Below are 25,716 nucleotides of genomic sequence, written 5' to 3' on the forward strand. Positions count from 1 at the left end.
TATGAAGCAATTCGTATTAATCATAGCCGGTTTGTATGGAGCTTTGGCTGTAATATTAGGTGCGTTTGGTGCTCATGCTTTTAAAAGCATATTGTCTCCCGAAAAACTTGTGAGTTTCGAAACCGGGGTGAAATATCAGATATATCATGCTATTGTGCTTCTTATATTGGGGTTTGCATTGAGCTTTTCTACTTCTATCGAAAAATGGGCTGCTATATGTCTGATGGTCGGAGTATTGCTGTTTTCTTTCAGTATTTACTTGTTGAGCTTTGCCGAATACTGGAATGTGAATCTTAAATCTTTTGGGCCTGTAACTCCTATTGGCGGCGCATTTTTAATAACAGGATGGATTTTATTGATAATATTTTTTATAAAAATGAAAATATCCTGATCTTTTTTGTAACCAAATCCGATACAATTGAGTCATATCTGTAACAATAACAAAAAACATATCAATATGAAAACTTTTTTTTATGCATTTAGTCTACTTCTAATAGCTTATACGGCTCAGTCTTGTGATTTTAAATCGGTGAAAGGAAACAAAGTAATTAAAGAACAAGAGTTTAATATCTCAGATTATAGTACAATAAAATTTAGTGGTGGAGCGACACTCGAATATGAACAGAAAGTTAATGATGCTCCATATTTGAGAATAGAAACCGATGAAAATATACTTCCCTTATTAGTTATTGAAACCAAAGATGGAATTCTTACTATAGATAGTGAAAAGAAAATTAAACCATCGAAATATAATATCTATACTAACTCTAAAGAATTGGCCGGTATTGTATCGAGTGGTTCTATAAAAGCTCTGATAAAAGGAAAGCTACAAACAGAAGATTTTGATATAAAGCTTGCAGGAAGTGCAGAGGTTACTATAGATAGTATAGTGGCAAAAAGAATAAATTCTAAGATAGCCGGATCTTGTGACCTTAAAATAACAGGTATTGCAGAGCTGTTCGGAACCAAAATAAGCGGTAGCGGTAAAATTCATGCTTTTGATCTGCAAGCTGATTCCGTTAATTGTAAGCTTGCCGGAAGCGGAGAGTTTTTTGTGTCTGCTAATAAGTATCTGAGGGTTGATGTGGCCGGAAGCGGAAACGTACAATATAAAGGAGATCCTAAAATAGATCAATCAATAGCCGGATCGGGAAAAGTTGTTAAGGCCGATTGAGTAATGATGTAATTTAATAAAAAACTCCGGATTCAGTTAAATCTCTGAATTCGGAGTTTTTATTTACTTGTCCTCTTTTGGTAATATTGTTAGCCTTTGCTTGTATAGAACAAGGACGAAGGTATTAAAGTGATATAAGTATTTCTGAAATAGGGCGTCTATAAACCCATTTGGGCTTTTAGAAAACTATTAGCATCCTCTTCGTAAAGAAAATACCAAAGTCCTTTAAACTCGAATGGAAGCTTATTAAACGGTATCCGAAAGTGTTTTTTTTCACATTCTATAGAGAAATTCTCGTAAGTAGTTGTTGTATAATTATACGTTTCATCTACATTGTATATTTTCACTACCTTGACAGACAACTTGCGTGGGTCAACTCGATAAAGAATATCTCCCACTTTAAACATTCTTTCTTTTTTCATAATATCCTGCTTTAATAAATTAGATTACAAACCCTCAAAAAATAAACAAATGTTTGTTGTCAAATGTTTGAGAAACGTCTTCATTTAAAACATTATAAACATTCAGAGGGCTTATTTAACAAAGATTTATGATTTGCGAGCCAATTTACTTATAGAATGCTTTTTCTAGAGAAGGATGTGTCGCTATTATCTATGTAAGATGTATTGCACACTTTTTGTATTTATGTGCATATTTGAAGTTTTTTTTGTAAATTTAATTTCGTTGTCTTATAATTTAATAGTACCTTTGCGCGGAACTAAATAATAACTTTTTATTCATATTAAATCATGGATATTTCACACATCGAACATTTAGGTATTGCTGTAAAAAGCATCGAAGAACAATTGCCTTATTACGAAGGTGTTTTAGGTCTAAAATGCTACAATATTGAAGTAGTAGAAGACCAAAAGGTGAAGACTGCTTTCTTTAAAGTAGGACAAACTAAAATCGAGCTTCTTGAGCCTACAAGCCCGGACAGTACAATCGCCAAATTTATTGAGAAAAAAGGCGAAGGTATTCATCACATCGCATTTAGCGTGCAGGATGGTGTTGCAAATGCTTTGGCTGAAATGGAATCTAAGGGAGTACAGTTGATCGACAAAGCCCCACGTGGAGGAGCCGAAGGTCTTCAGATAGCTTTCCTTCATCCAAAATCAACAGGAAGCGTACTTACCGAATTGTGCGAACATCCTAACAAATAAATCACAGAATGACTTTACTTACGATTAAGATAAAGTCATTTTTTGCGTAAAAAAACTTTCAAATTATTAGAATCTAAAATAAAAAAACATGGGCCAACTTGAAAAGGTAAAAGAGCTGATGGAGCTTCGTGCTAAAGCTCGCCTCGGTGGAGGTGAGAAAAAAATAGAAGCTCAGCATGCAAAAGGCAAATACACTGCACGCGAACGTATATCATTGTTGCTTGATGAAGGTAGTTTCGAAGAATTCGATATGTTTGTAGAACATCGTTGTACAAACTTCGGAATGGAAAAAACTAAATTCCTTGGTGACGGTGTTGTTATCGGTTGCGGAACAATAGAAGGTCGCTTAGTTTATGTTTTTGCACAAGACTTCACTGTGATAGGAGGATCATTGTCAGAAACTTTAGCCATGAAGATATGTAAAGTGATGGACATGGCAATGAAGGTAGGTGCTCCTGTAATCGGTCTTAACGACTCGGGTGGTGCACGTATTCAGGAAGGAGTAAATGCTCTAGCTGGATATGCAGAGATTTTCCAACGCAATATTCTTGCTTCGGGGGTTATCCCTCAAATATCAGGTATCTTCGGACCATGTGCCGGTGGTGCAGTATATTCTCCTGCTCTTACAGATTTTACTCTTATGATAGAAGGCTTGTCTTATATGTTCCTGACAGGGCCTAAAGTTGTGAAGACTGTGACAGGTGAAGATGTTACTCAGGAAGAACTTGGTGGAGCAAGTGTTCACGCAAGCAAGTCTGGTGTAGCTCATTTTACAGCTCCTAACGAAGATGAAGGTATAAGTCTGATTAAGAAATTATTCGGTTTTCTTCCTTCAAACAATATGGAAGAAGCTCCTCGTCGCGAATGTGCAGATCCAATCGCAAGAATGGATGATCTGTTGAATGAAATTATACCTGACAATCCGAACAAAGCATACGATATGTATGAAGTAATCGGTGCCGTTGTAGATAATGGAGAGTTTCTTGAAGTACATTCTTCATATGCAAAAAATATTATTGTTGGTTTCGCTCGCATGAACGGACAGTCTGTTGGTGTTGTGGCTAATCAACCTAAATATATGGCTGGTGTTCTTGACATCAACGCATCACGTAAGGCTGCTCGTTTTGTGCGTTTCTGCGATGCATTCAATATTCCATTGGTAACACTTGTTGATGTTCCGGGATTCCTTCCGGGTACAGGACAGGAGTATGGTGGTGTTATTACTCACGGAGCAAAGCTTCTTTATGCTTACGGGGAAGCTACTGTGCCTAAAGTGACTGTAACCCTTCGCAAATCATATGGAGGTTCTCATATTGTGATGAGTTGTAAACAACTTCGTGGTGATATTAATTATGCATGGCCTAGTGCCGAAATAGCAGTAATGGGTGCTGATGGTGCCGCAGAAGTTCTTTATGCAAAAGACATCAAAGAAGCTGCCAATCCGGCTGAAGCTCTTGCTGCGAAGAAAGAAGAGTACAACAAACTGTTCTGTAACCCATACAATGCAGCTCGCTACGGATATATTGATGATGTTATTGAGCCACGTAATACTCGTTTCCGCGTTATACGTGCGTTAGAACAACTGAGAACAAAAAGGCAAGCTAATCCGGCTAAAAAGCACGATAACCTGCCTCTATAATTCCTCTAAAAATTAAAAAATTATGAGTGATAATTATATACCGACAGAAGTTTTAGCAGCTATAGCCATGGCTATATATGATATGCAAGACCAACATGATGTAGAAAGCAATGTGCTGACTATAAAGCATGTGTCAAAAGATTATTTGCCATGGGCAGACAAAGGGAATGCTATGCTTCAACAGCCAGTAAGAAAATAAAACTTGAAATATTATTATGAAACAATTCATATATAGAATTAACGGTCAAGAATACGTAGTTGCCGTAAATAAGATGGATAACTCTGTTGCCGAAGTAGCTGTAAACGGAACTAATTACTCGGTAGAGTTAGTAAACAATGAAGAAGAAGTTACTTTTGTTTCGCGTCCGGCAGCAAAAGCTCCTGTAGCTTCTGCTCCTGTTGCACCTAAAGTTACAGCTTCTGCCCCTGCTAGCTCAGGTACTGTATCGGGTGCCGGCGCATTGAAGTCACCGCTTCCGGGTATTGTAGTTGCTATCAATGTAAATGTTGGTGACGTTGTGAAAAAAGGCCAACAAGTAGCTACATTGGAGGCTATGAAGATGGAAAATGCATTGGCTGCACCTATAGATGGTACAGTTCAGAGTATTAATGTAAATGTTGGAGACTCTGTTCTAGAAGGAGTCGTGATTTTAGCTATTGCATAAGATTTACATAATAGAATATTAAAATAAAATGCTGTAGGCAATAAGTCCATGCAGCATTTTATTTTTTTTGCGTCTATTGTCTTGTAGTGAAATTATATTATTATTATTATTAATTAAATTAAATAAGCATGAAACTTTCAAAACTATTATTTTCTGTACTTGCTGTTTCTTTATTAATTGGATTTGCTTCTTGTAGCGACGATGACGATGATGCTATCGTAGGAACATGGGAATACTCTAAAACTGAAGTGTCTGTTGTAGCAACAGATAAAACCGTGGAAGGCCTGATAAAAGAAGATGCTATAGGTTATAATGATGGTGTTCAAACAATAACGTTTAATAAAAATGGTACTTTTGTAATGGCCGGAGAAGATGAAGATGGTACTTTTTCATATGGAGGTTCTTACGTCTACAAAGACAACTTGCTTACAACAACTATTGATGGTGAAGAAGATGGTGGTGGTATAACAAAGCTAGTTGTTAACAAAAATGCTTTGACTGTAGAGTTGGACGAAACAGAAGATTATCAATACGATTATCCTCAAGCGGGTATCTCTAAAGTTTTATTCTTTATAAACTATACGCACAAGTAAAATAATAAAATATATGGCAAGAGGCTGGATTATGAGAATCCAGCCTCTTGATATTTTTTCAAGTGTTAATATCTGTAAATATATATACTGTTGTCTCTATAAAATAATAAGGCTTATTTTCGAAAACAATAACCTTGTTTTTCTGTTTATATTATAAATAAATTGAATTTAATATTAAGCTTGTCTGATCAGAGTGAAGTGATATTATAAACTCCTTATTATTACGAGATTCAACTCTCTAAGATGTAATTTTAGTATATTAAATTAATATATTAAAAAATATATATTATCTTTGCGACACTTGATATATAGTTGTAATAACTGATATAGAATATATGAACAAAAAGACTTTACTAACTTCACTGCTATTGCTCTGTGTGTCAATAGTATTTTATGCCCAGTCGGAAAGACCTGGGTCGTATTCAGTTCCTTCTCGAAACGAATACTTATTGAAAGATCCTCTCTGGTTTATTTCTGTTGGGTCTGGTGTCCAGACTTATTTTGGCGAGGATGATAATGGTGTGGCCGGAAATCGTATTTCACTTTCCAGTAGGCTAACATATGCTCCAACTTTGACCATTGGTCGTCGTATGGGTAACTTGGTAACCTTACGTCTCCAGTTTTCAGGAGGTTCTCTTCATGGTTTTAATGATGGTTGGAGTGGAACTTATTCCAGATGGTGGAAAAATGGTACTAATGAAGCTAATCTGATAACAAAAGATCCATCTTGGGGATATATGGGATGGGTTGAAGGTGTTGATTATGTGTATGATGCAAAACGTGGTTGGCATCCTACTAAATGGAATGAAAACGAAAATTATTATATGCAACATCTTCGTTATTTCAGTGCTTCAGGAGATATATCTTTAAATCTGTTAAATTTGTTGCAAGGTTATACTCCTAACAGAAAGTTTGAAATACATCCGTTTCTTGGAGTTGGTCTTTATCAGAGATTTGCTCATAGAGGAACTCTTAATAACACTTTCTTTGGAGCGAGTCTAGGTGGCCATATGGCATACTCTATCTTTAGAGATTTTCAAGTGTTTGTTGAAGGTAGAGGAGTGTTGATCAGTGACTCTTTTGATGGACAGAATGGAGATATGAGTAATAATGGTATAGCTCAGGTTACTGCTGGTATTACCTATAAGTTTGGGCGTCCTAAATATATCGACCCTGCAATTGAAACTCGTCTGAATCTACCGTATAATATAGCTCGTGGTTGTGATAATATGGTACTTGTTCCCGGAGGTAATATCGAAATGGGTACAGGTGTAGACCCTTTATGGGGAGATTCTGTTCCTCGCAAACTTGTTGCAGTAAGTCCTTTCTGGATGGATGAGACTGAAGTGACAAATAAACAATACAGAGAGTTCGTGTTTTGGGTAAGAGACTCTATTGTACGTGAAAGACTAGCCGATCCTTCATATGGAGGCGACCCTACATACAAAGTATTGGTACGACCTAATGAAGCATACAATCCGGTAGGACAACGGTTGAATTGGCATAAACCTATTCCTTGGAAAAACCCTACTCAGAGAGAAGCTGCTGCTATTGCCAGTGTTGTTGGTGGAAATAATAAAGATGCAATTATAACATCTACAATCAATTATAAATATGATTGGTTCGATTCGAAAAGCTATTATGCATTTTTAGCTAAAATGCGTGATGGTGAAGCTAAATCGATCGTGATAACAAAAGATACTGCGTATGTAAATCTAAGAGGGGATATTGTTCGTGAAACTCTATCGAGAATATCTAAAGGAGATAAGGCAGACTTTACCAATACATACATCGTAAATGTATATCCGGATGTAATGAGTTGGATGACAGATTTTGCTAATGCTAAGAGTGAGCAATATGTAGAACACTATTTCTCTTCAAAAGCATATGATAACTTCCCTGTGGTGGGTGTTACATGGGAGGCTGCTGATGCGTATTGCGCATGGCGTACAAAAAAATATATTGAGGATGGTAAATGCGGTTTAGTTGGTTTCGAAGGCTACCGTTTGCCAACAGAAGCAGAATGGGAATTTGCTGCAAGAAATGGACGCTCAGAGCTTGAATATCCATGGTATTCGGACGAAACTCATACAAGAGATGGATTGGCTCATGCTAACTTCAGAGCATCTAAAGATCTTAAAGATCTTGTTTCTCCTGTGGCTTCTTTCTTGCCAAATCGATTTGGATTGTATGATATGGCCGGTAATGTTGCAGAATGGACTACAACAACATTTACTGAGTCTGTAGATCGTATGGCAGATGAAGCAAATCCTGACTTTAGCTATAGAGCAGTATTATCAGATCCTGCAATATTGAAACGTAAAATAATAAAAGGAGGTTCATGGAAAGATGCAACTGTAAAATCAGGTGATCGTTCTGTAGAATTCCAAGATAAAGCCCGCTCTTTTATCGGTTTCAGATGTGTGAGATCGTGGGGCGTTGATGAAAAAGGTAGATTGAAATAATACTAAAAAACAATATATAACGTTGTTTTTATATTGTGGTAAATATTAGTGTTATTGTAAATATATAAGTAAATGGGAAAAATGCATAATTTTAGACTATTCTTAGCCAGTAGAAAAGGGCAAATTTTATTTAATGTCTTATATAGCTGGGGAGCTGCAGTTGTTATTGCAGGAGCAATGTGTAAAATTATGCATTTTAAAGGAGGCGATTATATCTTAATGGCAGGTATGATAGTCGAAGTTCTGGTCTTTGTTGTTGCCGGATTCGACTATGCGTCTATTGGTAGTCTCGAGTCTGAAACTAATGGCGGTGTCATTGTAGGTAGTGGTAGTGCTATTGGAGGAGTTGATTCTTTAGAAGATATTAGTAATACTACATCTAAAGAGAGTAAGGTCAAAACTACGGGAGCATCTGGTCATGTTGTGGTTGTAGCCGGAGGAGGAAATGGCTCTTTTGGTGGATTGCAACAACAAGGAACTTCTGTTTCTGTCGGAGGCCAGCCTGCACCTTCAAATGTAGTTTCTTCCGGAAACTCTTCTGTAGGAAATATAGCACCTTCTTCTTCTGGGAACTCGATAAATCCGGAATACGCACAAAGTTTATCTAATACTGCTCAGAATCTTGATGACTTTTCCAATACTATACATTCTTTGAATGAAGCGTCTCAAAAAATACTAGATGCCTATCGAAATGTTACGGATGCTAATGGGTTCGCTGATAATCTGGCTACATTAAATCAAAATGTAAGTGGATTGAATGAGGTGTTCAGCGGTCAGCTACAAACTATTTCGGAACAAATGGCAGCCATCAGATATATAAATGATAGCTTGCAACGGATGAAAAATCTGTACGATGGAGCTATTGGCGATAGTTATATGTTTAGAGAAGAATCTGCAAAAATGACAAAGCATATTGAATCATTGAATAATGTATATGCGCGTCTTTTGCAGGCTATGACAACAAATAATAATAGCAATATGAACCAGAATAATTTCTGATTTTTTTGATTAGAAATTAAAAAGAAGATAACTGATGGCATTAACTAAAGGGCAACAAACGCGACAGAAGATGATAAATCTGATGTATCTCGTTTTTATAGCGATGCTAGCCCTGAATATATCGACAGAAGTACTTGATGGTTTTGTATTGATGAATGACAATCTTCAGGAATCTATTAAAGTTGCTGAGGAAAGAAATCGTAAAATATATTCTGAAATAGATGCTGCATATGCAGCTAATTCTGAGAAAGCAGAGAAGTCTTTTATTACGGCACAGGGAGTTAAACTTCAAACAGATTCCTTATTTGATTTTGTTCAATCATTGAAATTGCAAATTGCAAAGGAATCGGATGGAGCTGATGCAGATGTAAATAATTTAGAGTCTAAAGATAATCTAGATGCTGCTTCTGAAGTTATGCTATCTCCTATCGGAGGAAAGGGGAATGAGCTGAAAAGAAGATTGGATCAGTACCGCGAGAGTGTTGTTGGGCTGATTAATGATGAGGAAAAGAAGGAAGTGGTAAGAAGAACCCTTTCTACTGAACCATCGGAAAGAGCAAAAAAAGATAGAAAAAACTGGCTTCAGGCTTCTTTCGAAAAAATGCCAAGTATAGCAGCTGTTACTTTGTTGTCCGAATTGCAGGTGAATATAAGACAGGCAGAAGGCGAAGTCCTCAATGTTGTTTCTCAAAATATAGATTTAGAGGATATCAGGGTGAATGAACTGAGTGCATTTGTTATTCCTCAATCAAATATGGTGATGAGAGGAACTACTTATAAAGCTAATATAATATTGGCGGCAGTAGATACAACTCAGCGTCCTAAGATAGTAATAGATGGTAAAGAGTTACCAACCGCAAATAACGGTTTGTATGAGCGACCTGCCGGAGTTATTGGAGCTAATTCGTTTAGTGGCTTTATAGAACTAATAGATAGAATGGGAAGGCCTCTACGTCGTGAATTTACACAGAAATACACCGTAATGGAACCTATGGCTACTATTGCGCCATTATTGATGGATGTGCTTTATGCAGGTATTGACAATCCAATTAGCATATCAGTTCCGGGAGTTGCTACAAATGATGTAACTGCCCGAGCAATGGAAGGCGGTACTTTAGTTCAAGGCTCAAATGGTCAATGGATTGCTAAACCTTCAGCTTCCAATATTGGTAAGAAGTTTATTATAGCTGTATCTGCTAATGTAAATGGAGCTACGCAGCAAATAGCATCTAAAGAATTTAGAATACGTGCATTGCCAGAGCCGTTACCATATATAGAATATAAAGATCATAATGGAAATACACGTATCTTTAGAAAAGGCTCTTTGGCCAGAGCAGTTATATTAAGTGCAACTGGAATTAAGGCATCTATTGATGATGGTATATTAAATATTCCTTTCAATGTACTTAGTTTTAGAACGATGGCGATAGATGCTATGGGGAATGTTAGTCCTGAGATGTCGAACGGAGCAAACTTTTCGTCTCGTCAGATGGAACAAATCCGTCGGATGAATAGAGGTACACAGTTCTTTATTACTAGTATAAAGGTGAAAGGGCCGGATGGAATAGACCGAGAAGTTTATCCAATGGAAGTAAGAATTAATTAACACAAAAATAAGTATTATGAAATATTTGATTTCATTAATTTTAGGCGGTTTTTTTCTAGCGAGTCCGCTTATTGCACAAAACGCAGCAAATAATGGACCCAGAATATTGGATCAGGTAGATGTTGTAACAAATACAGCCGAAGATGCAGCAACAGACATATCTTCGCGCGAACTTTTTGTTATGGAGAACTCTATGAATGATTATTCATCAACGATATGGTCTAGAGAGATATATCGTCAGATAGCTGCGGATACAGAAGGTAATGAAACATTTTTTTATCCGGCTAAGTCAACGGACAATAGAGTGAATTTATTCTCTTTATTAATAAATCTTATAAGTACTAATACCGTGAAAGCGTATGAGTATGGTGCTACTCCGGAGATTACTGATAGTAAAGCTTTAGATGCTAAGAAAGTCTTGTATGACAATATGATTACTCCTGATGGGGAAAGCACTAAATATAACTTGGAGAATGTTCCCTCTGACAAAATATCTCACTACTTGGTAAAGGAAAGATGGTATTTCGATATAAAGACTTTTAAAGGAGATGTAAGAGTTACTCACATTTGTCCGGTATTGTTAGAAAAAGGTAAATACTATCCTTTGTTTTGGGTTGCATTTGATGATGTGAGTGTATATTTGGCCAGAGCTAAATCTCCTGTTGCAGTTGCTAATGTAACACCGGTTTTAAGTAATGCTTCTATATTCGACATCATAAGAAATAGATGGTACAGAGGATGTATATATCAAGTTGGTTTGAGACAATTGTCTCACTACTTCCCTGAAATGAAAGATCTTATCAAAGAACGTCAGCGTATAGAAAACGAGTTGGATTATATTCAGGCAAAGTTCTACGCAGCAGAAAGAAGACGATAATATAGTCTTATGTTATAATAAATAAAGAAGACAGAGATATATTATCTCTGTCTTCTTTGTTTGTGTAATGAGTTGAAATAGAATTGTTATGGACTCTATTTCTTTCAAAGAAAATACAGATGTATTAATTATAATCCTTAATGTGATCTGGGTGACTGTTGTTGGCATTTAATCTGCGAATGACATATTGTGTCTTGATTCTTTTAATAGTATTTTGTAGGGTATAAAAAAGGCTTTAATAGATCTATTAAAGCCTTTTTTATGTAGGTTTATTCTTGTTATGGATTGATCAGGAAGAGTACTGCACGATTCTTGTCATTCTCTAATTGGAATGGCTGTAGTCCGTCTCCTTTCCAGTTTACTGATATTCTGTTTTTGGCAATCCCATATTTTGTTTCCATAGCTTTAGCTACAGCTTCAGACCTATTCTTAGACAATTTTAGATTTATAGCAGCATTACCTGTTTTTTTGTCTGCATAACCTGTAACAACCACAGTTGCCTCAGGATTCTTATTAAGATGATCTACCGCCAATTCTATTTTGGCCCATTCAGCCTGATCTATTACCCATTTGTTTATACGGAAGAAAACAGGATCAGGTAAGAAAAACGGATCTTTCTTAATGATTGGTTTTTCTTCAGGCTTAGCATCTATAGGCCTTCTTGTAGGCTCATCTATCTTTTTACTCTCTGCCTGAGGTGCCGGAGCTAAAATGTCTGGGCAATCATACATTTTTCTGCGTTTAGCCATTTCTGATTGGCTTACACTAAGCTGCTGAGCGCTTCTTTTCACTACGATGATTTCTTCTCTGCTGTTGAGTTGGAGTAATACAGAGTCTCTTACAGATTCACAAGCACAAGGGTCAACCTTTTTTTCTGTCGTGACTCTGTTTTGTGCGTTTAGTGAAAGTGATAATACTATTAAAAGTATTGGTAGTAATATAAATCTCATTTTCATATTGTGATTACGGTGTTAAGGAAAATCCTAAATTATATTATATACTAAGATACAAAATTAATATATTATTCTCAATTAACTTTCTTTTTAAACACAGAAAATAGTAGTTTGTTCATTTTTATTTATGTTGAGATATGGATAGATTTTTAATTAGTTATCTTTAATCTCTTTTTTATAATTAAAATGTCAGGAATAGTATTAAAATTAAATGAAGTAGTTGCAAGACAGGAGTATTTACGATTCAGAAATCCGATCTCTTGGAAGTTAAAATCAGGAGAGCATTGGGCTGTATTAGGCCCAAATGGAGGCGGGAAAACTTTATTGATAGATACATTACTTGGTAAGTATGCTTTAAAATCGGGAGAAATTGTTTGTCAAGATTTGGATGGAAATGAAAAGTCTGTCTTTAAATTGATAAAATATGTTGCTTTTAGAGATATCTATAGCATAATAGATACAGGAAATAGTTATTATCAGCAGAGATGGAATAAAGGTGACGAACAAGAAGTCCCTTTAGTAAAAGACCTTGTTTTGGGAGTAGATGATTCTTGGTTAGATGTTTTAGTCGATTGGTTTGGTGTCTCTGAGTTACTGGAAAAAGAAGTTAATTTGTTGTCAAGTGGAGAGTTAAGGAAGTTCTTGATCATACGCTCTTTGTTGTCAAAGCCCAAAGTTTTGATTTTAGACAATCCTTATATAGGACTGGATGCAGCTTCCAGACTTACGTTAAATGAACTGCTTTTCAAACTTGCTGATTTTGAAAATCTACAACTTATTTTAGTCTTATCGAATCCTCATGATGTTCCGGAACTGATAACACATATCTTGCCTGTGTCGGAGAAAGGGCTGTTACCAGTTGTTAGTAGAGAAGAGTTCTTTTCTGATGAAAAACATGTAAACAGTCTCTTCCCTGTACGAAGCCTTCCTAAATTACCAGATTCGTTTGAAAGAAATGAAGAAAATATCTCTGACTTTAATGGTGCTGCAATCCTTACTGATATTAAGATCAGTTATGGACAGCGTACAATACTTAATGGATTGAACTGGAAAATAGAAAAGGGAGATAAATGGGCTCTTCTTGGTGTGAATGGGGCAGGAAAGTCAACCCTGTTGAGTCTTATATGCGGTGATAATCCACAGGCTTATGCTAATGATATTATTCTTTTCGACCGTCGCCGTGGTTCCGGAGAAAGTATTTGGGATATAAAAAAGCGCATAGGGTATATTTCACCTGAGATGCACTTGTACTATCTTAAAAACATAAGATGTCTCGATGTGGTAGGTTCCGGTTTTTTCGATACGGTAGGATTGTATAGGAAATGTAATGCCGAACAGGAAAAAGTAGCGCTGAAATGGATGGGAGTATTTGGTGTCGCTCATTTACAGGAAACTTCTTTCTTAAACGTATCTTCGGGAGAGCAACGTTTAGTTTTGCTAGCTAGGGTGTTTGTGAAGAATCCCGATCTATTGATTTTGGATGAGCCTTTGCATGGCCTTGATTCGGATAATAAAAAATTAGTGAAGCAGGTTATTGAAGAGTTCTGCTCTCAAGGGAAAACACTGATTTATGTAACCCATTACGAAAATGAAATACCAAAAGTCGTAGATAAACGTTTGGTGTTGACTAAAAATAAATAATAAAAATAAAAAAGGAATACCATTTGGTATTCCTTTTTTTATCTGATTGAATTCTTTTATTAGAATTTAAATCCGTAACCAACTGTGAACGTGAAGCAATCTCCATCGCTGAAAGTGTATTTCATTTCAGCATTCAGGTAATTTGTACTACTTAGATCGTAAGATCCACCGGCTCCCAAGTTGAATCCGAAGTTAGTACCACTGCTTGAAGGTATTTCTACACCATAAAATGTTCGCTTTGCTATACGATAATTTTGCATAGCGAAACCTGCTAAAGGATATAGAGACAAACCTTCTGCACTGCTACTCAAATCAAAAACATAATGAGCATTCAGGTTTATATCAAGACCCATTACTTTGTCCTTAGGGAATATAAATGATACCTCAGGAGCAATACGCACATTGTCTATGATATTATAACGTCCTTGAGCTCCAATAAGAAAACGCATAGGGTCAGACTGGAAACCTGCGTTAGCTACTACAGATTTTTCTCCTTTTCCTATTTGGGCAAAAGTTGCTGTGCTTGTGATGGCTACTAAAGCCAATAATAAAAATAATTTTTTCATAATTTAAAAGTTCTCTAATTATTTAATTGTTTATAAAGCTCGTTCAGGTTGCTAAGATAGTATAAAATATTAATCTTTGTAAAATAATCTGTATTATTTATTTGTTTCGTTAGTTTTTGTTTTGTGTATGTAGTTTGTTTTGAGTGCTTTACTTATAGTCTTATGCTGATTCGGTGCTAATTGGTGTTAAAAAATAATTAAGTTGTAAAAATCATATATTTCTATTATTGTATTTGTAGGAGCTAGGCTTACCTCTGCTCGTTCAATGTGGTTAATAACAAGGATTGTTTCTATGAAATTCGTCAATAATTATTATATAAAGGAATCGGTAGTTGATATTAAAAGATTTATCTATATATCAGTGAGGAAGCTGATTGAATAAAGGCTGAATGATGAATGAAAAGATAAGAGAAAAAGAGTACAAGTTTGTCCGGTTTTAGTTAAAATCGTGTTTGATAGCATGCGAGCAAACAGATATTTAAGGCATAGTTAACCTTCGATCCGTATTAATATAATAAAAGTTTAGAGGCCATACCTAAAAAAACTTGTTTTCTCTGTAACAGTATTTTTCTTTATGAAAAAAGTATTAATTTTGAATTGTAAATAAAATAATATAATAAATAATGATATTTCGGTTTTTACTCTTGTCAGATGAAGTGGAAGACTTCAAACGGGAAATTCAGATAAATGCAGATGCTACATTCTATGATCTGCACAAAGCGATTATTAAATCCGTTGGATATAAAGAAGGTGAGATGACATCTTTTTTTATTTGTGGCGATGACTGGGAAAAAGAAAGAGAGATCACTCTTGTTGAAATGGATACGAGTTCAGATGAAGACTCATTTACAATGGAAGCCTCTGTATTAGACGATTTTCTGGAAGATGAGAGACAAAAACTTATGTATGTATTCGACTATATGACAGAAAGGGCTTTCTTTATGGAGCTGAGAGAGATCATTACCGGTAAAGATATTAAAGAGCCTTTGTGTACTCAGTCTGTGGGTCAAGCTCCTGCGCAGTTTGTCGATTTTGACACGGTTGCCACCAGTGTTACAACATTCGATGTAGGCGAAAATTTCTATGGCGACGAGGGCTACGATATGGATGAACTTGATACCGAGGGGTTTGATGGGCTTGATGATGTTGCTGCCCCAAGCGATGAAGAATATTAATGAAACAACTTATAGTCCTGCTTGGTCCTACCGGAGTAGGTAAAACAGAACTAAGTCTTAGTGTAGCCGAACACTATGATTCTTCGATAATATCAGCCGATTCACGTCAGTTTTTTAAAGGATTGGAAATAGGGACTGCTGCTCCTACAGAAGATCAATTGCGGCGGGTACCTCATTTTTTAGTGGGGATGCTCAATGTAGAAAATTACTATAGCGCCAGTGAATTTGAGCAGGATGCATTGTCTGTAATTGCCACACAACATAAGACACACGATACGGTAGTAGCCACAGGAGGGTCTATGTTATACATTGATGCTCTTTGCAATGGGATTGACGATGTTCCTACTATAGATGAAAGTTTGAGAGGAGAGCTCTATTCTCTATATGAACAAGAAGGACTTGAGCCTATCAGGGCTCAGTTGAAGGTTCTTGATCCTGATTTTTATAATGAAGTAGATCTTAAGAACTATAAACGAGTGATACATGCCTTAGAAGTTTGTCTTATGACAGGCAAGCCTTATTCTTCATTTCGGAGTAAAACTAAGAAGCCTCGTCCATTTATTGTAAAAAAGATAGGTCTGATGCGCGATCGTGAAGATCTTTATAATAGAATTAATCGGCGGGTTGATGATATGATGGATATGGGGTTGTTCGAAGAAGCTAAGCGGTTTTATCCTTATCGGCATCTAAATTCATTAAATACTGTTGGTTATAAAGAACTGTTCAGGTATTTTGATGGTGAGTGGACATTGGACTTTGCAATTGAAAAAATAAAGCAAAGTACTCGTATTTATTCTCGTAAACAGATGACGTGGTTTAAGAGAGATAAAGAGATCAATTGGATAAATTTGTCAACGGCTCAAGGTGAAGATGCTTTAAATACAATAATAGATATAGTTTCTTGATTTATCTTTATCATTGCTGTTAGTAATAAAAAGACACAAACAATAAGTTTCAAAAAAGTAATTCAATATATGAATAGATGTAAAGTGTTAATAAAAGTGATAATATCAACCTTTAGATAACGGCTTTTACATTTTATTGTTAAATTGGATGTTAATCAATATATTTGAATATAATTATAATAGAAAAGATATATGAAAACATTAAAGTATTTACTTATGTCATTAGTTATTATGACAGGACTAATGGGGTTTAGTAGCTGTGGTGATGACATTACAAGAGTTACAGAAGAATATTATACGGGAGCTGAAGCTACCAACTATAATTTTGTGGTCGGCAACAGCCAAAATAAATGGGTGTGGAATGCTGTAGATGGTCGTTACGAGTGTTTCTTCGAGTTGAATGAGTTGAGCTCAGATATATATAATTATGGCTCAATGGTCGGAGGAGTGTTTGTGAACCCGGGGCTTGATAATGAATGGCTAGAAATGTTGCCCTATAATATTATATTTCCCCAAAATGGAACTGATCCTTCTTATTCGGTAAGGATAAGTTGTGCTTTTACTCCCGGCGAAGTAGCATTCTTCTTTCAGCCGTCCGACATGAAAAGAAATGATAATATATTAGCAGAATATGAATTTAGGATAACTCTTATGTTGGATCAATTCAACGTTCCGAAATAATAATTAATAGTTAATTATATCGAAATAACAGGCTTGATTAATTGTATAATCAGGCCTGTTATTAATTTAAGGCTACTTGAAAAGATAGCTAATAAGATAGAGTTAGCTTTCTTAATTTACTCTATCCGCACAATTTATGATAAGCTTAGTCGTTGTTTATAAATAAATTGTAGTTACTTTGCACCCTGTATCTCTTTATTTTTGGATGAAGGTAAAATATATAATATTGTTTGTTTTAATGTTGGTTTTCTGCACTGAAGCTGTATATGGACAGTGGGATGCTCAGATAAGTCAATATTGGCGAATGAAGAATTTTTATAATCCTGCTTTCATCGCAGAAACAAATAATATAGAGAGTGCTATGTTACATCGTCGCCAGTGGGTGGGGATGACTAATGCGCCGGTAACTTCAATAGTATCTATAAATATGCCGTTGAAATTTTTGGGTAAAGATCATGGTGTAGGTGCTGTTGTGACAAACGAAAAGATCGGTCTGTTTTCAAACTCATATGTAATGGGACAATATACATATAAGTTTAAGTTTAAAAATAATCGGTTTCTGCATGTCGGATTGCAAGCCGGATTGATGAATATAGATTTTGATGCAGCCAAAATACATATACCCGATAGCGATTATCACGATCCTTTAGATCCGGCAAAGCCTATGGGGAGCATCGGTGATAAAACAATAGATGCCGGACTTGGTGTGGCATGGATTGCTCCGAACTACTATGTCGGGTTTTCTGCTACTCACCTATGGGATCCTAAATTTGATCTAGGGGACGATCTTTCTGCTTATATTGCACGTACATATTATTTGATGGGAGGATACAATATAAAACTAAATAATCCGTTACTAGAATTGCAGCCTTCTGCTTTCTTTAAATCTGATGCTGTTACATACCAAATAGACGTTACGGCAAAAGTTGAATATAATAAGATGTTCAATGGCGGAATATCTTGGAGAAAAGATGAAGGTTTTGTATTTTTGCTAGGCGTAAAAATTCGGAATATCGATGCAGGCTATTCATACGATCTTTCTACATCGGCATTGTCGAAAGTTGGTAATGGTAGTCATGAGTTATTTATACGTTATAGTATTCCTTTAACAAAGAAAAGGGAACCGGGTATAAGTAAGAGTATAAGAATTTTATAGCGGAAATAAGTTGATCTCACAAAATAGAATTGTTTATTTACAAAATTACAAAAGAAAAGCTGTCAAAGCATTATATATGAAACAATTGTTTTTTATTATTATAGTTTCACTTACGATGTTCGTTTCCTGTGGTAGATCGACAGGAAATTCAGGCGTTGGTGGAGAAGTTACCGGAGAAAAAGGGTCTTCTTGGGCAGAACCTGCTCCATATGGAATGGTTCTTGTCTCGCGCGGTTCTATAGAAATGGGGCCTGCCGAAAGTGATTCTTTATGGGATATAAAGGCTAATCCTAAAGGAGTTTCAGTCGATAATTTCTGGATGGACGAAACGGAAGTCACAAACTCAAAGTATCGCCAGTTTGTATATTGGGTGCGAGATTCTATTATTCGTGAAAGATTAGCTGATCCGGCCTTTGGTGGTGATGAGACCTTCAAAATAACGGAAGACCGCTATGGTGATCCCGTAAAACCATATCTGGACTGGAAAAAGCCTATTCCAAAGAGACCTTTAGAGGAGGAGGAAAGAGCAATAAATAGTGTTTATACGGTTCATCCTATAACAGGACAAAAGGGAATAGACCCTAAACAAATGAACTTTATGTACGAGTGGTTCGATTATACCGAGGCTGCTAAGCGTCGCAATAGAATCAATCCTCAGGATCGTATTCTTAATACAGATATAATGGTCGATCCGGGGCAAGTGGTGATGATCTCTAAAGATACAGCATATATAAATGAGGAAGGTGTTCCTGTCAATCAGACAATAGTGCGCCCGTTGACCTCTCTTTATGATTTCGTACATACCAAGATCGTAAATATTTATCCCGACACTACTGTTTGGGTCAATGATTTTAATAATGCGTACAATGAGCCTTATATGCGGATGTATTTTTCTCATCCCGGATATAATGATTACCCTGTAGTCGGGGTGACTTGGGAGCAGGCAACTGCATTCTGCGAATGGAGAACCAAGTTTTATCGTATGGGCCAACCCCGTAACTCCCGTCCTATAGAAAACTTCCGTTTGCCTACCGAAGGAGAGTGGGAATTTGCTGCTCGTAATGGTCGAACAGAGAATAAATACCCTTGGGATAAAGATGGTACAATGGATGAGAAAGCCTGTTTTATGGCAAACTTTAAGCCTGGAGAAGGAAATTACACAAAAGATGGTAACTTGATTCCGGCCAGAGTAGCGTCTTATGTTCCGAACCGTTTCGGAATTTATGATCTTGCTGGGAATGTTTCGGAATGGACATCCACGGCTTATACAGAGTCGGGAAGTGCTATGATGAATGATATGAATCCACAATATAAATATGACGCGGCAAAGGAAGATCCTTATGCAATAAAGAAAAAAGTTGTAAAAGGAGGTTCGTGGAAAGATGTGGGACGAAATATTCGAGGCGATTTGAGAGAAGGAGAATTTCAAAATCAGCCCCGGTCTTATATTGGATTCCGGTGTGTGAGGACACAAGTCGGATTTGCAAAATCTAAGAAATAAAAGCAATGAAGAGAATATATTTAATAACTATTATATTAGTCACCTGTCTGTTTGCCATTAATGCTCTTGCGCAAGAGCAATCTTCGTCGCTACGTGACAGATTGGCAAAGAAACAGCAACAGGAGCGTGGTGTTACAGAAAATGAAGGCGTTAAGGTTGCTAAGCTTTCTGTTCGTTCGGAGATGATGAATGCAGAGCAAAACAAAGACTTGTCTAATGCTACCTGGATGCGTGAAGTATATCGTTTTCTCGATTTGTCTAAAGGGAAAAATGCAGCATTGTTTTATCCGGTGCAACCTATTGGAGATAAAATGAATCTTTATACAATGATTTTCAAGCTGATGGGAGACGGTAATCTTATTGCTTATGACTGGAATAACGGTCAAGATTTTTTTACAGACAAATTGAAGGTTAATTTTGGTAATATACTGGAACGTTTGGAAATACCTTATCAGAAGAATGGAGATGCGTTTGTATATGACGAATTTAGTATTCCAAGTAATGAAGCTCTTGGGTATTATGTAAAAGAAGCATGGTATTTCGATCAGTCCAATTCTGTATTGGGAGTAAAGACTGTAGCCATATGTCCGGTTTTGTTTCGACAGGAATATTTGGATGGGGTAGATCTTGGTGCTTCATCAAGTATGGGATTGCGTGAGCCTCAGTTCTGGATTCCCTACGAGAATATTCGTCCGTATGCTGCTCGTATGCCTATTATGACCTCTGATCTAAATAATGTTATGAATAAAACCATAGACGACTTTTTTCGTATGAGACTATATGATGGGGAGATATTTAAGACTACTAATATGGAGAATAAATTTCTGAATCAGAAGTATCCGACAGAAGAAGGTTTAAAGCAAGCTCAGGAAAAGATAGAAGGAGAATTGAGGCAGTTTGATAAAGGTTTGTGGGTTCTCAATGATTCTATTAAAGCTCTGGAGCAAAACAGTAACATTAAGAAAGGCAAAGCTAAAACTCCTAAAAGAAGTAAGCCAAAATCATCAGGTAATTCAGGCGTGTCTTATTCGGCAAGAGATAGACGTTAAAGATGATATGAAAATAAAAGAGAGGCTGCAAGGGTTCTCTTATTCGTTTATAAAATTTAAGCTTTCCACTTTGCTTAATCTGTTCTTTAATTCATCGAATAAGGACTTTCTTATCTGTAGTGTCATTATACAGTTTATATCATAACTTTGGTTAAGGATAATTGGCTCGAGATCCTTAACTATCTTCATTACATCGTTCATAAAAGGATATTCGAAGCTGAATGAGGTATTGCAGTCTACGGTTTTCTCTACTATTTCGGCTTCAGATATAGCTATGGCGGCAGCTTCTCTGTATGCAACAAAAAGTCCGCTCGTACCTAATTTTATACCTCCAAAATAACGTATCACTGCTATCAGGATATCTGTCAGCTCATTTGAGTTTATTTGTCCCAATATAGGCTTTCCTGCAGTGCCGGAAGGTTCTCCATCATCGTTTGCTCTAAAGTCAGTTCTATCAGCTCCGAGCATATATGCCCAACATATATGTCTGGCATCGTAATATTCCTTGCGTAGTTTATCTAGCTCGGTTTTCACACACTCTACTGATTGTATAGGGATGGCATAGGCTATGAATTTACTACGCTTTTCGGTATAAATAGCCTTAGAAACCTTTGTTATTGTTTTAAAAATATCATCCATACCATACAAAGATAATAGTTTTGTAGTATATGTAAATAGAAAGAGTATTGTCTGTTGTCTGATGAATTATTGATGATAACGATTTTTGGATGGTGCTTTATCTAAATGTTTTTTTTGTATATATCATATTATAAGTGCATTACGTCTTGTTTGTTTAGGAAGAAATTTGATGAAAAAAGGAATGGTTGTCATCACGACAACCAATCTTCACTCCTAACCATAAATCTAATACCATGAAAAATACATTACAAAAGTAAAGTATTATTTTTATATACACAAGCAAAATGATATATAAAATATAAAAAAAATATCATATTAATATTTTGTTAAATATTTATTGTAAATAATGTTGTTTTTGTTTAATTTGTTATGACTTTTTGAAAAATTATTCTCTAATTTGTAACATGCTTATAAACTTTATGGCATCATTTTTGTTTGAATAATAATAGTGAAGTTAATTAAGATTATCTCTAAATAATATTAGAAAGTATATCTTATATTTGTATTAAACGCGATTACGCATAAAACATCAAATAAGACGGTTATGGAAAATAATTTTTCAACAAGGGTTCGCAAGATCATGTCTTATAGTCGGGAAGAGGCAGGACGTCTGCAAACTAACTATCTGGCTCCTGAACATTTGATGCTTGGTATTCTACGCAATGGAGATGGATTAGCCATACAGGCATTAAAGGATTTTGGAATAGATTTGACTGAGTTTAAAGAAAGTATTGATAATAACATATTAAAGCAACAGGAGGATGCATACCCAAACAGTGAAGTAGTATTGAGCAAAAGCACAGAGAAAATACTTAAAATGAGTATTCTGGAAGCTCGCTTGACCCGTAGTCAGGAAACTGATTCGGAGCACTTGCTTTTAGCTATTCTCAAAGATCATGACAATATTACGGCAATGCTGTTAGAAGATTATCATATGGATTATAATGGAGCATTTACCTATATAAAAAGTATGGGTGATATATTGAGCAATAATAGTAAAGAATCGCCTCGTATGGGTGCAGACTTTACAGATGATGACGAAGATGAAGATGAGGCTGTTGCAAACAATTCTAATGTTGGCACACAGCAACCTCGTCAGGCAACAGATACGCCTGTACTTGACAACTTTGGCATAGATATGACTAAAGCTGCGATGGAGGGGAAACTTGATCCTATCGTAGGTAGAGAAAAAGAAATAGAGCGTTTAGCCCAGATTCTAAGCCGTCGTAAGAAGAATAATCCTATTCTGATTGGTGAGCCCGGAGTCGGAAAATCGGCTATTGTCGAAGGTTTGGCTTTACGTATTACACAGAAAAAGGTATCACGTGTGTTATTTGATAAGCGTGTTATCGCGCTGGATATGGCATCTGTGGTAGCAGGAACTAAATATCGTGGGCAATTTGAAGAACGTATCAAAGCAATACTGAATGAGCTGTCTAAAAACCCTAATATTATCTTATTTATAGATGAGATACATACAATAGTAGGGGCAGGCGGTGCAACAGGTTCGCTTGATGCAGCAAATATGTTGAAGCCGGCTTTGGCTCGTGGCGAAATACAATGTATAGGTGCTACTACCTTGGACGAATATCGTAAGAATATAGAGAAAGACGGAGCATTGGAGCGTCGTTTCCAAAAGGTTCTGGTAGATCCTACTACAGCTGAGGAAACTTTGCAGATCCTGCACAACATAAAAGAGCGTTACGAGGAACATCATAATGTAAAGTATACCGAAGAGGCCTTGCAATCGTGTGTTAAACTTACTGATAGGTACATAACTGACCGTAATTTTCCTGATAAAGCTATCGATGCGTTAGATGAAGCCGGTTCTCGTATGCATATTGCGAATATTCATGTTCCTAAAGAGATTGAAGAGATAGAAGCGGAGCTGAAAAACGTTATTGAGCAGAAAGGTGATGCTGTAAAAGCTCAGAAGTACGAGTTGGCTGCAAGCTTTAGAGATACTCAACGACAACTGGTTGCTAAATTGGATGAGGCAGAAGCTGAGTGGAAAGCCTCTCTGAAAGAGAAGCCGGAAACAGTAGATGCCGAAATGGTTGCCGAGGTTGTATCCATGATGTCAGGTGTACCTGTTCAGCGAATAGGGGAGTCAGAGGGTGTTAAGCTGATCGGTATGAAAGATAGCCTTAAAGCTGCTGTCGTGGGACAAGATGAGGCAGTAAATAAAATTGTGAAAGCTATACAACGCAACCGTATAGGTCTTAAAGATCCAAATCGGCCGATAGGTTCATTTATGTTTCTTGGTCCAACTGGAGTTGGTAAAACTCATTTGGCTAAAATGATTGCTGAGCAATTATTTGACTCTTCGGATGCATTGATTCGTATTGATATGAGTGAATACATGGAGAAATTTAATGTATCTCGTTTGGTCGGAGCACCTCCCGGATATGTGGGATATGAAGAAGGTGGATTGTTGAGCGAAAAAGTTCGTCGGAAACCATATTCGGTTGTACTACTTGATGAGATAGAGAAAGCGCACCCAGATGTTTATAATATTCTTCTTCAGGTGATGGATGAAGGGCACTTGACAGATAGTCTTGGCCGTAAGGTCGACTTTAAGAACACTATCCTGATCATGACATCGAACGTTGGTACTCGTCAATTGAAGGACTTTGGTGGAGGTATTGGGTTTAATAAACAATCTGCCGCAAATAGAGAATATTCACGAAGTGTGCTTCAAAAAGCTTTGAACAAAACTTTTTCTCCTGAATTTTTGAATAGGGTGGATGACATCATAACTTTCGACCAGTTGGATAAAACATCTATAGAAAAGATTATAGATATAGAATTGAAGGGTTTCAACAAGCGAATGACAGAACTTGGGTATATCATAGACTTGAATGAGGATGCAAAAAATTTCCTTGCAGAGAAAGGGTATGATGTCCAGTTTGGAGCCCGTCCACTTAAGCGTGCAATTCAGAACTATGTAGAGGATGAGATTGCAGAATTGGTACTGTCTGGAGCTGTAAAAGAAGGTGGTACTATAACTTTCGAAGTGGATAAAGAAAATGATAAATTGAAAGCAATCGCTAAATAGTAGTATTTATACAATGAAGAATGGGAGTAATACTATTACTCCCATTTTTTTACTCCAACTATTATAATTAAGATTTCACTTATTGGAAAGTCTTATTCCCAATATTCAATTCTGATATTTGAATCGAAGAACCGCTTTTGGTATTCCATTCAGTATAAGCTACTTTAATGTATCTATATTTTACTTTAACTGGAATGTGTATTGTGAAATTTGGTTCAGTGGGTTGACCAGCTACATTTTCTAAAATAGGAGTAAATATAGTATTGTCATTACTGCCAAACAGAGAAAGCTTATATGGTCTTAGGTATTCATAGCTACTTGTCGATCTATGATCTATTCGCAGATACTCAAATGTTTCTTCTTTGCCCATGTCGACCACAAAAGATGGGATGTCACCAGCAGGTACAGTTACTCCTTCGAAGGTTTTACCCGGCTTAACCATTGATAAACCTGTGTCTAACTTACCATCGAGAATACTTTCCGGTGCGTTCTTGAATGCTACGTCTTTCGGAAGTGCATGAGATGGAGTTACAATCCAGTTTGCTCTGTCTAAGTGGGTATATGTAACTTCTTTTACATTTATCGTACATTCTCCATATACAGGGCTACCGTCTATCGGTATTATTTTGATTGTGGTAGTACCCAAAGATTTAGCTTCAATGAACCCTAGCTCTGTTATCGTTGCAACTTCCGTATTCGAGGACTGATAAGTTACGGCAGGGTTCGTTGCATTGTCTGGTTTTATAGTGACATGTCCACTTAAGTCTAATGTTGCACCTATTGCCATCGAATAGTTTTTAAATTCAGGATCCACTTCTATAGATGTAACGTCAAAATAGCGATCACTTACTTTTACCATTGCCAGAGCTCTCAGTCCGGGATACTCAGTTGTTGTTATATGAAGTACGGCTTCTCCAATACCAGTTGCAGTAATTAGTCCATTCTCAGAGACTATAAATACATCTTTGTCACTAGACCTGTATAGATAGACCACCGGAGCTTTTATCTCAGCATTTTCTGGAGAAACGCTAAGCTCTATTTGATAACTTTCTGTTGTGTATACAGAGATTGTATTATCAGTTATATCTAATATTTTTATACTTTGAGGCTCAAGAGATTCTATATATTCCGTTTTTGTTTCGCAGCCAATAAGTAATAAGGATAATGCAATGCTTAAAATTGGTAGACTTTTTATATAATCTTTCATTCTG

At 36.4% G+C, this 25,716-nt stretch carries 24 protein-coding genes; 19 read left to right on the forward strand and 5 right to left on the reverse strand.

What is annotated here, in order from left to right; genetic code table 11:
* Position 1 precedes the first annotated feature (1 nt).
* Positions 2 to 391, forward strand: coding sequence for a DUF423 domain-containing protein (locus tag BGC7_RS06260; protein WP_050700705.1), 390 nt, complete (start codon positions 2 to 4; stop codon positions 389 to 391).
* A gap of 66 nt (positions 392 to 457) precedes the next feature.
* Positions 458 to 1,174 carry a head GIN domain-containing protein gene (locus BGC7_RS06265; RefSeq protein ID WP_050700706.1) on the forward strand — a complete coding sequence of 239 codons (717 nt, stop codon included), beginning with the start codon at positions 458 to 460 and terminating at the stop codon, positions 1,172 to 1,174.
* Positions 1,175 to 1,332: 158 nt separating this feature from the next.
* Here the strand turns inward: BGC7_RS06265 and BGC7_RS06270 are convergent, their stop codons facing one another.
* Positions 1,333 to 1,596, reverse strand: coding sequence for a hypothetical protein (locus BGC7_RS06270; protein ID WP_050700707.1), 264 nt, complete (start codon positions 1,594 to 1,596; stop codon positions 1,333 to 1,335).
* 327 nt (positions 1,597 to 1,923) lie between these two features.
* Between BGC7_RS06270 and mce the strand changes: the two genes are divergently transcribed.
* The 9 genes from mce to gldN (BGC7_RS06310) all read left to right on the forward strand — a co-directional run bounded on the left by mce (position 1,924) and on the right by gldN (BGC7_RS06310) (position 11,181).
* A complete protein-coding gene (mce, locus tag BGC7_RS06275; RefSeq protein WP_050700708.1) occupies positions 1,924 to 2,337 on the forward strand; it encodes a methylmalonyl-CoA epimerase in 414 nt (137 codons plus the stop codon).
* Positions 2,338 to 2,425: 88 nt separating this feature from the next.
* Positions 2,426 to 3,976 carry an acyl-CoA carboxylase subunit beta gene (locus tag BGC7_RS06280; protein ID WP_050700709.1) on the forward strand — a complete coding sequence of 517 codons (1,551 nt, stop codon included), beginning with the start codon at positions 2,426 to 2,428 and terminating at the stop codon, positions 3,974 to 3,976.
* Positions 3,977 to 3,998: 22 nt separating this feature from the next.
* Complete coding sequence (locus BGC7_RS18025; protein WP_185112952.1) at positions 3,999 to 4,175, forward strand: hypothetical protein; 177 nt, start codon at positions 3,999 to 4,001, stop codon at positions 4,173 to 4,175.
* Positions 4,176 to 4,191: 16 nt separating this feature from the next.
* Positions 4,192 to 4,641 carry a biotin/lipoyl-containing protein gene (locus BGC7_RS06285; protein ID WP_050700710.1) on the forward strand — a complete coding sequence of 150 codons (450 nt, stop codon included), beginning with the start codon at positions 4,192 to 4,194 and terminating at the stop codon, positions 4,639 to 4,641.
* A gap of 128 nt (positions 4,642 to 4,769) precedes the next feature.
* Positions 4,770 to 5,234, forward strand: coding sequence for a hypothetical protein (locus tag BGC7_RS06290; protein WP_050700711.1), 465 nt, complete (start codon positions 4,770 to 4,772; stop codon positions 5,232 to 5,234).
* A 335-nt stretch (positions 5,235 to 5,569) separates the two neighbouring features.
* The gene (locus BGC7_RS06295; protein ID WP_050700712.1) at positions 5,570 to 7,699 is read left to right on the forward strand and encodes a T9SS ring complex lipoprotein PorK/GldK; all 2,130 of its coding nucleotides are present in this window, start codon (positions 5,570 to 5,572) and stop codon (positions 7,697 to 7,699) included.
* A 72-nt stretch (positions 7,700 to 7,771) separates the two neighbouring features.
* Entirely contained in the window at positions 7,772 to 8,698 is a 927-nt protein-coding gene (gene gldL, locus BGC7_RS06300; RefSeq protein ID WP_050700713.1) for a type IX secretion system motor protein PorL/GldL, read from the forward strand.
* A 34-nt stretch (positions 8,699 to 8,732) separates the two neighbouring features.
* Positions 8,733 to 10,304: a type IX secretion system motor protein PorM/GldM gene (gldM, locus tag BGC7_RS06305; RefSeq protein ID WP_050700714.1), complete on the forward strand. Its 1,572-nt coding sequence runs from the start codon at positions 8,733 to 8,735 to the stop codon at positions 10,302 to 10,304.
* 16 nt (positions 10,305 to 10,320) lie between these two features.
* Entirely contained in the window at positions 10,321 to 11,181 is an 861-nt protein-coding gene (gldN, locus tag BGC7_RS06310) for a type IX secretion system ring subunit PorN/GldN (protein ID WP_050700715.1), read from the forward strand.
* A 278-nt stretch (positions 11,182 to 11,459) separates the two neighbouring features.
* Here the strand turns inward: gldN (BGC7_RS06310) and BGC7_RS06315 are convergent, their stop codons facing one another.
* Positions 11,460 to 12,131 carry an OmpA family protein gene (locus BGC7_RS06315; protein ID WP_242034419.1) on the reverse strand — a complete coding sequence of 224 codons (672 nt, stop codon included), beginning with the start codon at positions 12,129 to 12,131 and terminating at the stop codon, positions 11,460 to 11,462.
* A 189-nt stretch (positions 12,132 to 12,320) separates the two neighbouring features.
* On the opposite strand from BGC7_RS06315, the gene BGC7_RS06320 reads away from it, so the two are divergent.
* The gene (locus BGC7_RS06320; RefSeq protein ID WP_050700717.1) at positions 12,321 to 13,775 is read left to right on the forward strand and encodes an ATP-binding cassette domain-containing protein; all 1,455 of its coding nucleotides are present in this window, start codon (positions 12,321 to 12,323) and stop codon (positions 13,773 to 13,775) included.
* Positions 13,776 to 13,834: 59 nt separating this feature from the next.
* Here the strand turns inward: BGC7_RS06320 and BGC7_RS06325 are convergent, their stop codons facing one another.
* Positions 13,835 to 14,341, reverse strand: coding sequence for an outer membrane beta-barrel protein (locus tag BGC7_RS06325; RefSeq protein WP_050700718.1), 507 nt, complete (start codon positions 14,339 to 14,341; stop codon positions 13,835 to 13,837).
* A 623-nt stretch (positions 14,342 to 14,964) separates the two neighbouring features.
* On the opposite strand from BGC7_RS06325, the gene BGC7_RS06330 reads away from it, so the two are divergent.
* The 6 genes from BGC7_RS06330 to gldN (BGC7_RS06355) all read left to right on the forward strand — a co-directional run bounded on the left by BGC7_RS06330 (position 14,965) and on the right by gldN (BGC7_RS06355) (position 20,808).
* Positions 14,965 to 15,516 carry an IS1096 element passenger TnpR family protein gene (locus tag BGC7_RS06330; RefSeq protein ID WP_050700719.1) on the forward strand — a complete coding sequence of 184 codons (552 nt, stop codon included), beginning with the start codon at positions 14,965 to 14,967 and terminating at the stop codon, positions 15,514 to 15,516.
* On the forward strand, positions 15,516 to 16,421 hold the full coding sequence (miaA, locus tag BGC7_RS06335; RefSeq protein WP_050700720.1) for a tRNA (adenosine(37)-N6)-dimethylallyltransferase MiaA: 906 nt from the start codon (positions 15,516 to 15,518) through the stop codon (positions 16,419 to 16,421). The genes BGC7_RS06330 and miaA overlap by 1 nt, the downstream gene beginning before the upstream one ends.
* A gap of 192 nt (positions 16,422 to 16,613) precedes the next feature.
* On the forward strand, positions 16,614 to 17,102 hold the full coding sequence (locus BGC7_RS06340; protein ID WP_157258671.1) for a hypothetical protein: 489 nt from the start codon (positions 16,614 to 16,616) through the stop codon (positions 17,100 to 17,102).
* A 205-nt stretch (positions 17,103 to 17,307) separates the two neighbouring features.
* Positions 17,308 to 18,258 carry a PorP/SprF family type IX secretion system membrane protein gene (locus tag BGC7_RS06345; protein ID WP_050700722.1) on the forward strand — a complete coding sequence of 317 codons (951 nt, stop codon included), beginning with the start codon at positions 17,308 to 17,310 and terminating at the stop codon, positions 18,256 to 18,258.
* Positions 18,259 to 18,334: 76 nt separating this feature from the next.
* On the forward strand, positions 18,335 to 19,759 hold the full coding sequence (locus BGC7_RS06350; RefSeq protein ID WP_050701065.1) for a T9SS ring complex lipoprotein PorK/GldK: 1,425 nt from the start codon (positions 18,335 to 18,337) through the stop codon (positions 19,757 to 19,759).
* 5 nt (positions 19,760 to 19,764) lie between these two features.
* Positions 19,765 to 20,808 carry a type IX secretion system ring subunit PorN/GldN gene (gene gldN, locus BGC7_RS06355; protein WP_050700723.1) on the forward strand — a complete coding sequence of 348 codons (1,044 nt, stop codon included), beginning with the start codon at positions 19,765 to 19,767 and terminating at the stop codon, positions 20,806 to 20,808.
* 39 nt (positions 20,809 to 20,847) lie between these two features.
* On the opposite strand, the gene BGC7_RS06360 is transcribed toward gldN (BGC7_RS06355), so the two are convergent.
* Positions 20,848 to 21,447, reverse strand: a complete 600-nt coding sequence (locus tag BGC7_RS06360; RefSeq protein WP_050700724.1) for an IMPACT family protein — start codon at positions 21,445 to 21,447, stop codon at positions 20,848 to 20,850.
* 544 nt (positions 21,448 to 21,991) lie between these two features.
* On the opposite strand from BGC7_RS06360, the gene BGC7_RS06365 reads away from it, so the two are divergent.
* Positions 21,992 to 24,505 carry an ATP-dependent Clp protease ATP-binding subunit gene (locus BGC7_RS06365; protein WP_050700725.1) on the forward strand — a complete coding sequence of 838 codons (2,514 nt, stop codon included), beginning with the start codon at positions 21,992 to 21,994 and terminating at the stop codon, positions 24,503 to 24,505.
* 79 nt (positions 24,506 to 24,584) lie between these two features.
* On the opposite strand, the gene BGC7_RS06370 is transcribed toward BGC7_RS06365, so the two are convergent.
* Entirely contained in the window at positions 24,585 to 25,712 is a 1,128-nt protein-coding gene (locus tag BGC7_RS06370) for an Ig-like domain-containing protein (RefSeq protein WP_050700726.1), read from the reverse strand.
* Positions 25,713 to 25,716 lie beyond the last annotated feature (4 nt).

The sequence above is a fragment of the Dysgonomonas sp. BGC7 genome (genome assembly GCF_001261735.1).
Classification (GTDB): domain Bacteria; phylum Bacteroidota; class Bacteroidia; order Bacteroidales; family Dysgonomonadaceae; genus Dysgonomonas.

Excerpts from the sequence above, each read along its gene's own strand:
- BGC7_RS06260 (WP_050700705.1), top strand. The coding sequence starts at position 2 with ATGAAGCAATTCGTATTAATCATAGCCGGTTTGTATGGAGCTTTGGCT.
- BGC7_RS06265 (WP_050700706.1), top strand. The coding sequence starts at position 458 with ATGAAAACTTTTTTTTATGCATTTAGTCTACTTCTAATAGCTTATACG.
- BGC7_RS06270 (WP_050700707.1), bottom strand. The coding sequence starts at position 1,596 with ATGAAAAAAGAAAGAATGTTTAAAGTGGGAGATATTCTTTATCGAGTT.
- mce (WP_050700708.1), top strand. The coding sequence starts at position 1,924 with ATGGATATTTCACACATCGAACATTTAGGTATTGCTGTAAAAAGCATC.
- BGC7_RS06280 (WP_050700709.1), top strand. The coding sequence starts at position 2,426 with ATGGGCCAACTTGAAAAGGTAAAAGAGCTGATGGAGCTTCGTGCTAAA.
- BGC7_RS18025 (WP_185112952.1), top strand. The coding sequence starts at position 3,999 with ATGAGTGATAATTATATACCGACAGAAGTTTTAGCAGCTATAGCCATG.
- BGC7_RS06285 (WP_050700710.1), top strand. The coding sequence starts at position 4,192 with ATGAAACAATTCATATATAGAATTAACGGTCAAGAATACGTAGTTGCC.
- BGC7_RS06290 (WP_050700711.1), top strand. The coding sequence starts at position 4,770 with ATGAAACTTTCAAAACTATTATTTTCTGTACTTGCTGTTTCTTTATTA.
- BGC7_RS06295 (WP_050700712.1), top strand. The coding sequence starts at position 5,570 with ATGAACAAAAAGACTTTACTAACTTCACTGCTATTGCTCTGTGTGTCA.
- gldL (WP_050700713.1), top strand. The coding sequence starts at position 7,772 with ATGGGAAAAATGCATAATTTTAGACTATTCTTAGCCAGTAGAAAAGGG.
- gldM (WP_050700714.1), top strand. The coding sequence starts at position 8,733 with ATGGCATTAACTAAAGGGCAACAAACGCGACAGAAGATGATAAATCTG.
- gldN (WP_050700715.1), top strand. The coding sequence starts at position 10,321 with ATGAAATATTTGATTTCATTAATTTTAGGCGGTTTTTTTCTAGCGAGT.
- BGC7_RS06315 (WP_242034419.1), bottom strand. The coding sequence starts at position 12,131 with ATGAGATTTATATTACTACCAATACTTTTAATAGTATTATCACTTTCA.
- BGC7_RS06320 (WP_050700717.1), top strand. The coding sequence starts at position 12,321 with ATGTCAGGAATAGTATTAAAATTAAATGAAGTAGTTGCAAGACAGGAG.
- BGC7_RS06325 (WP_050700718.1), bottom strand. The coding sequence starts at position 14,341 with ATGAAAAAATTATTTTTATTATTGGCTTTAGTAGCCATCACAAGCACA.
- BGC7_RS06330 (WP_050700719.1), top strand. The coding sequence starts at position 14,965 with ATGATATTTCGGTTTTTACTCTTGTCAGATGAAGTGGAAGACTTCAAA.
- miaA (WP_050700720.1), top strand. The coding sequence starts at position 15,516 with ATGAAACAACTTATAGTCCTGCTTGGTCCTACCGGAGTAGGTAAAACA.
- BGC7_RS06340 (WP_157258671.1), top strand. The coding sequence starts at position 16,614 with ATGAAAACATTAAAGTATTTACTTATGTCATTAGTTATTATGACAGGA.
- BGC7_RS06345 (WP_050700722.1), top strand. The coding sequence starts at position 17,308 with ATGAAGGTAAAATATATAATATTGTTTGTTTTAATGTTGGTTTTCTGC.
- BGC7_RS06350 (WP_050701065.1), top strand. The coding sequence starts at position 18,335 with ATGAAACAATTGTTTTTTATTATTATAGTTTCACTTACGATGTTCGTT.
- gldN (WP_050700723.1), top strand. The coding sequence starts at position 19,765 with ATGAAGAGAATATATTTAATAACTATTATATTAGTCACCTGTCTGTTT.
- BGC7_RS06360 (WP_050700724.1), bottom strand. The coding sequence starts at position 21,447 with ATGGATGATATTTTTAAAACAATAACAAAGGTTTCTAAGGCTATTTAT.
- BGC7_RS06365 (WP_050700725.1), top strand. The coding sequence starts at position 21,992 with ATGGAAAATAATTTTTCAACAAGGGTTCGCAAGATCATGTCTTATAGT.
- BGC7_RS06370 (WP_050700726.1), bottom strand. The coding sequence starts at position 25,712 with ATGAAAGATTATATAAAAAGTCTACCAATTTTAAGCATTGCATTATCC.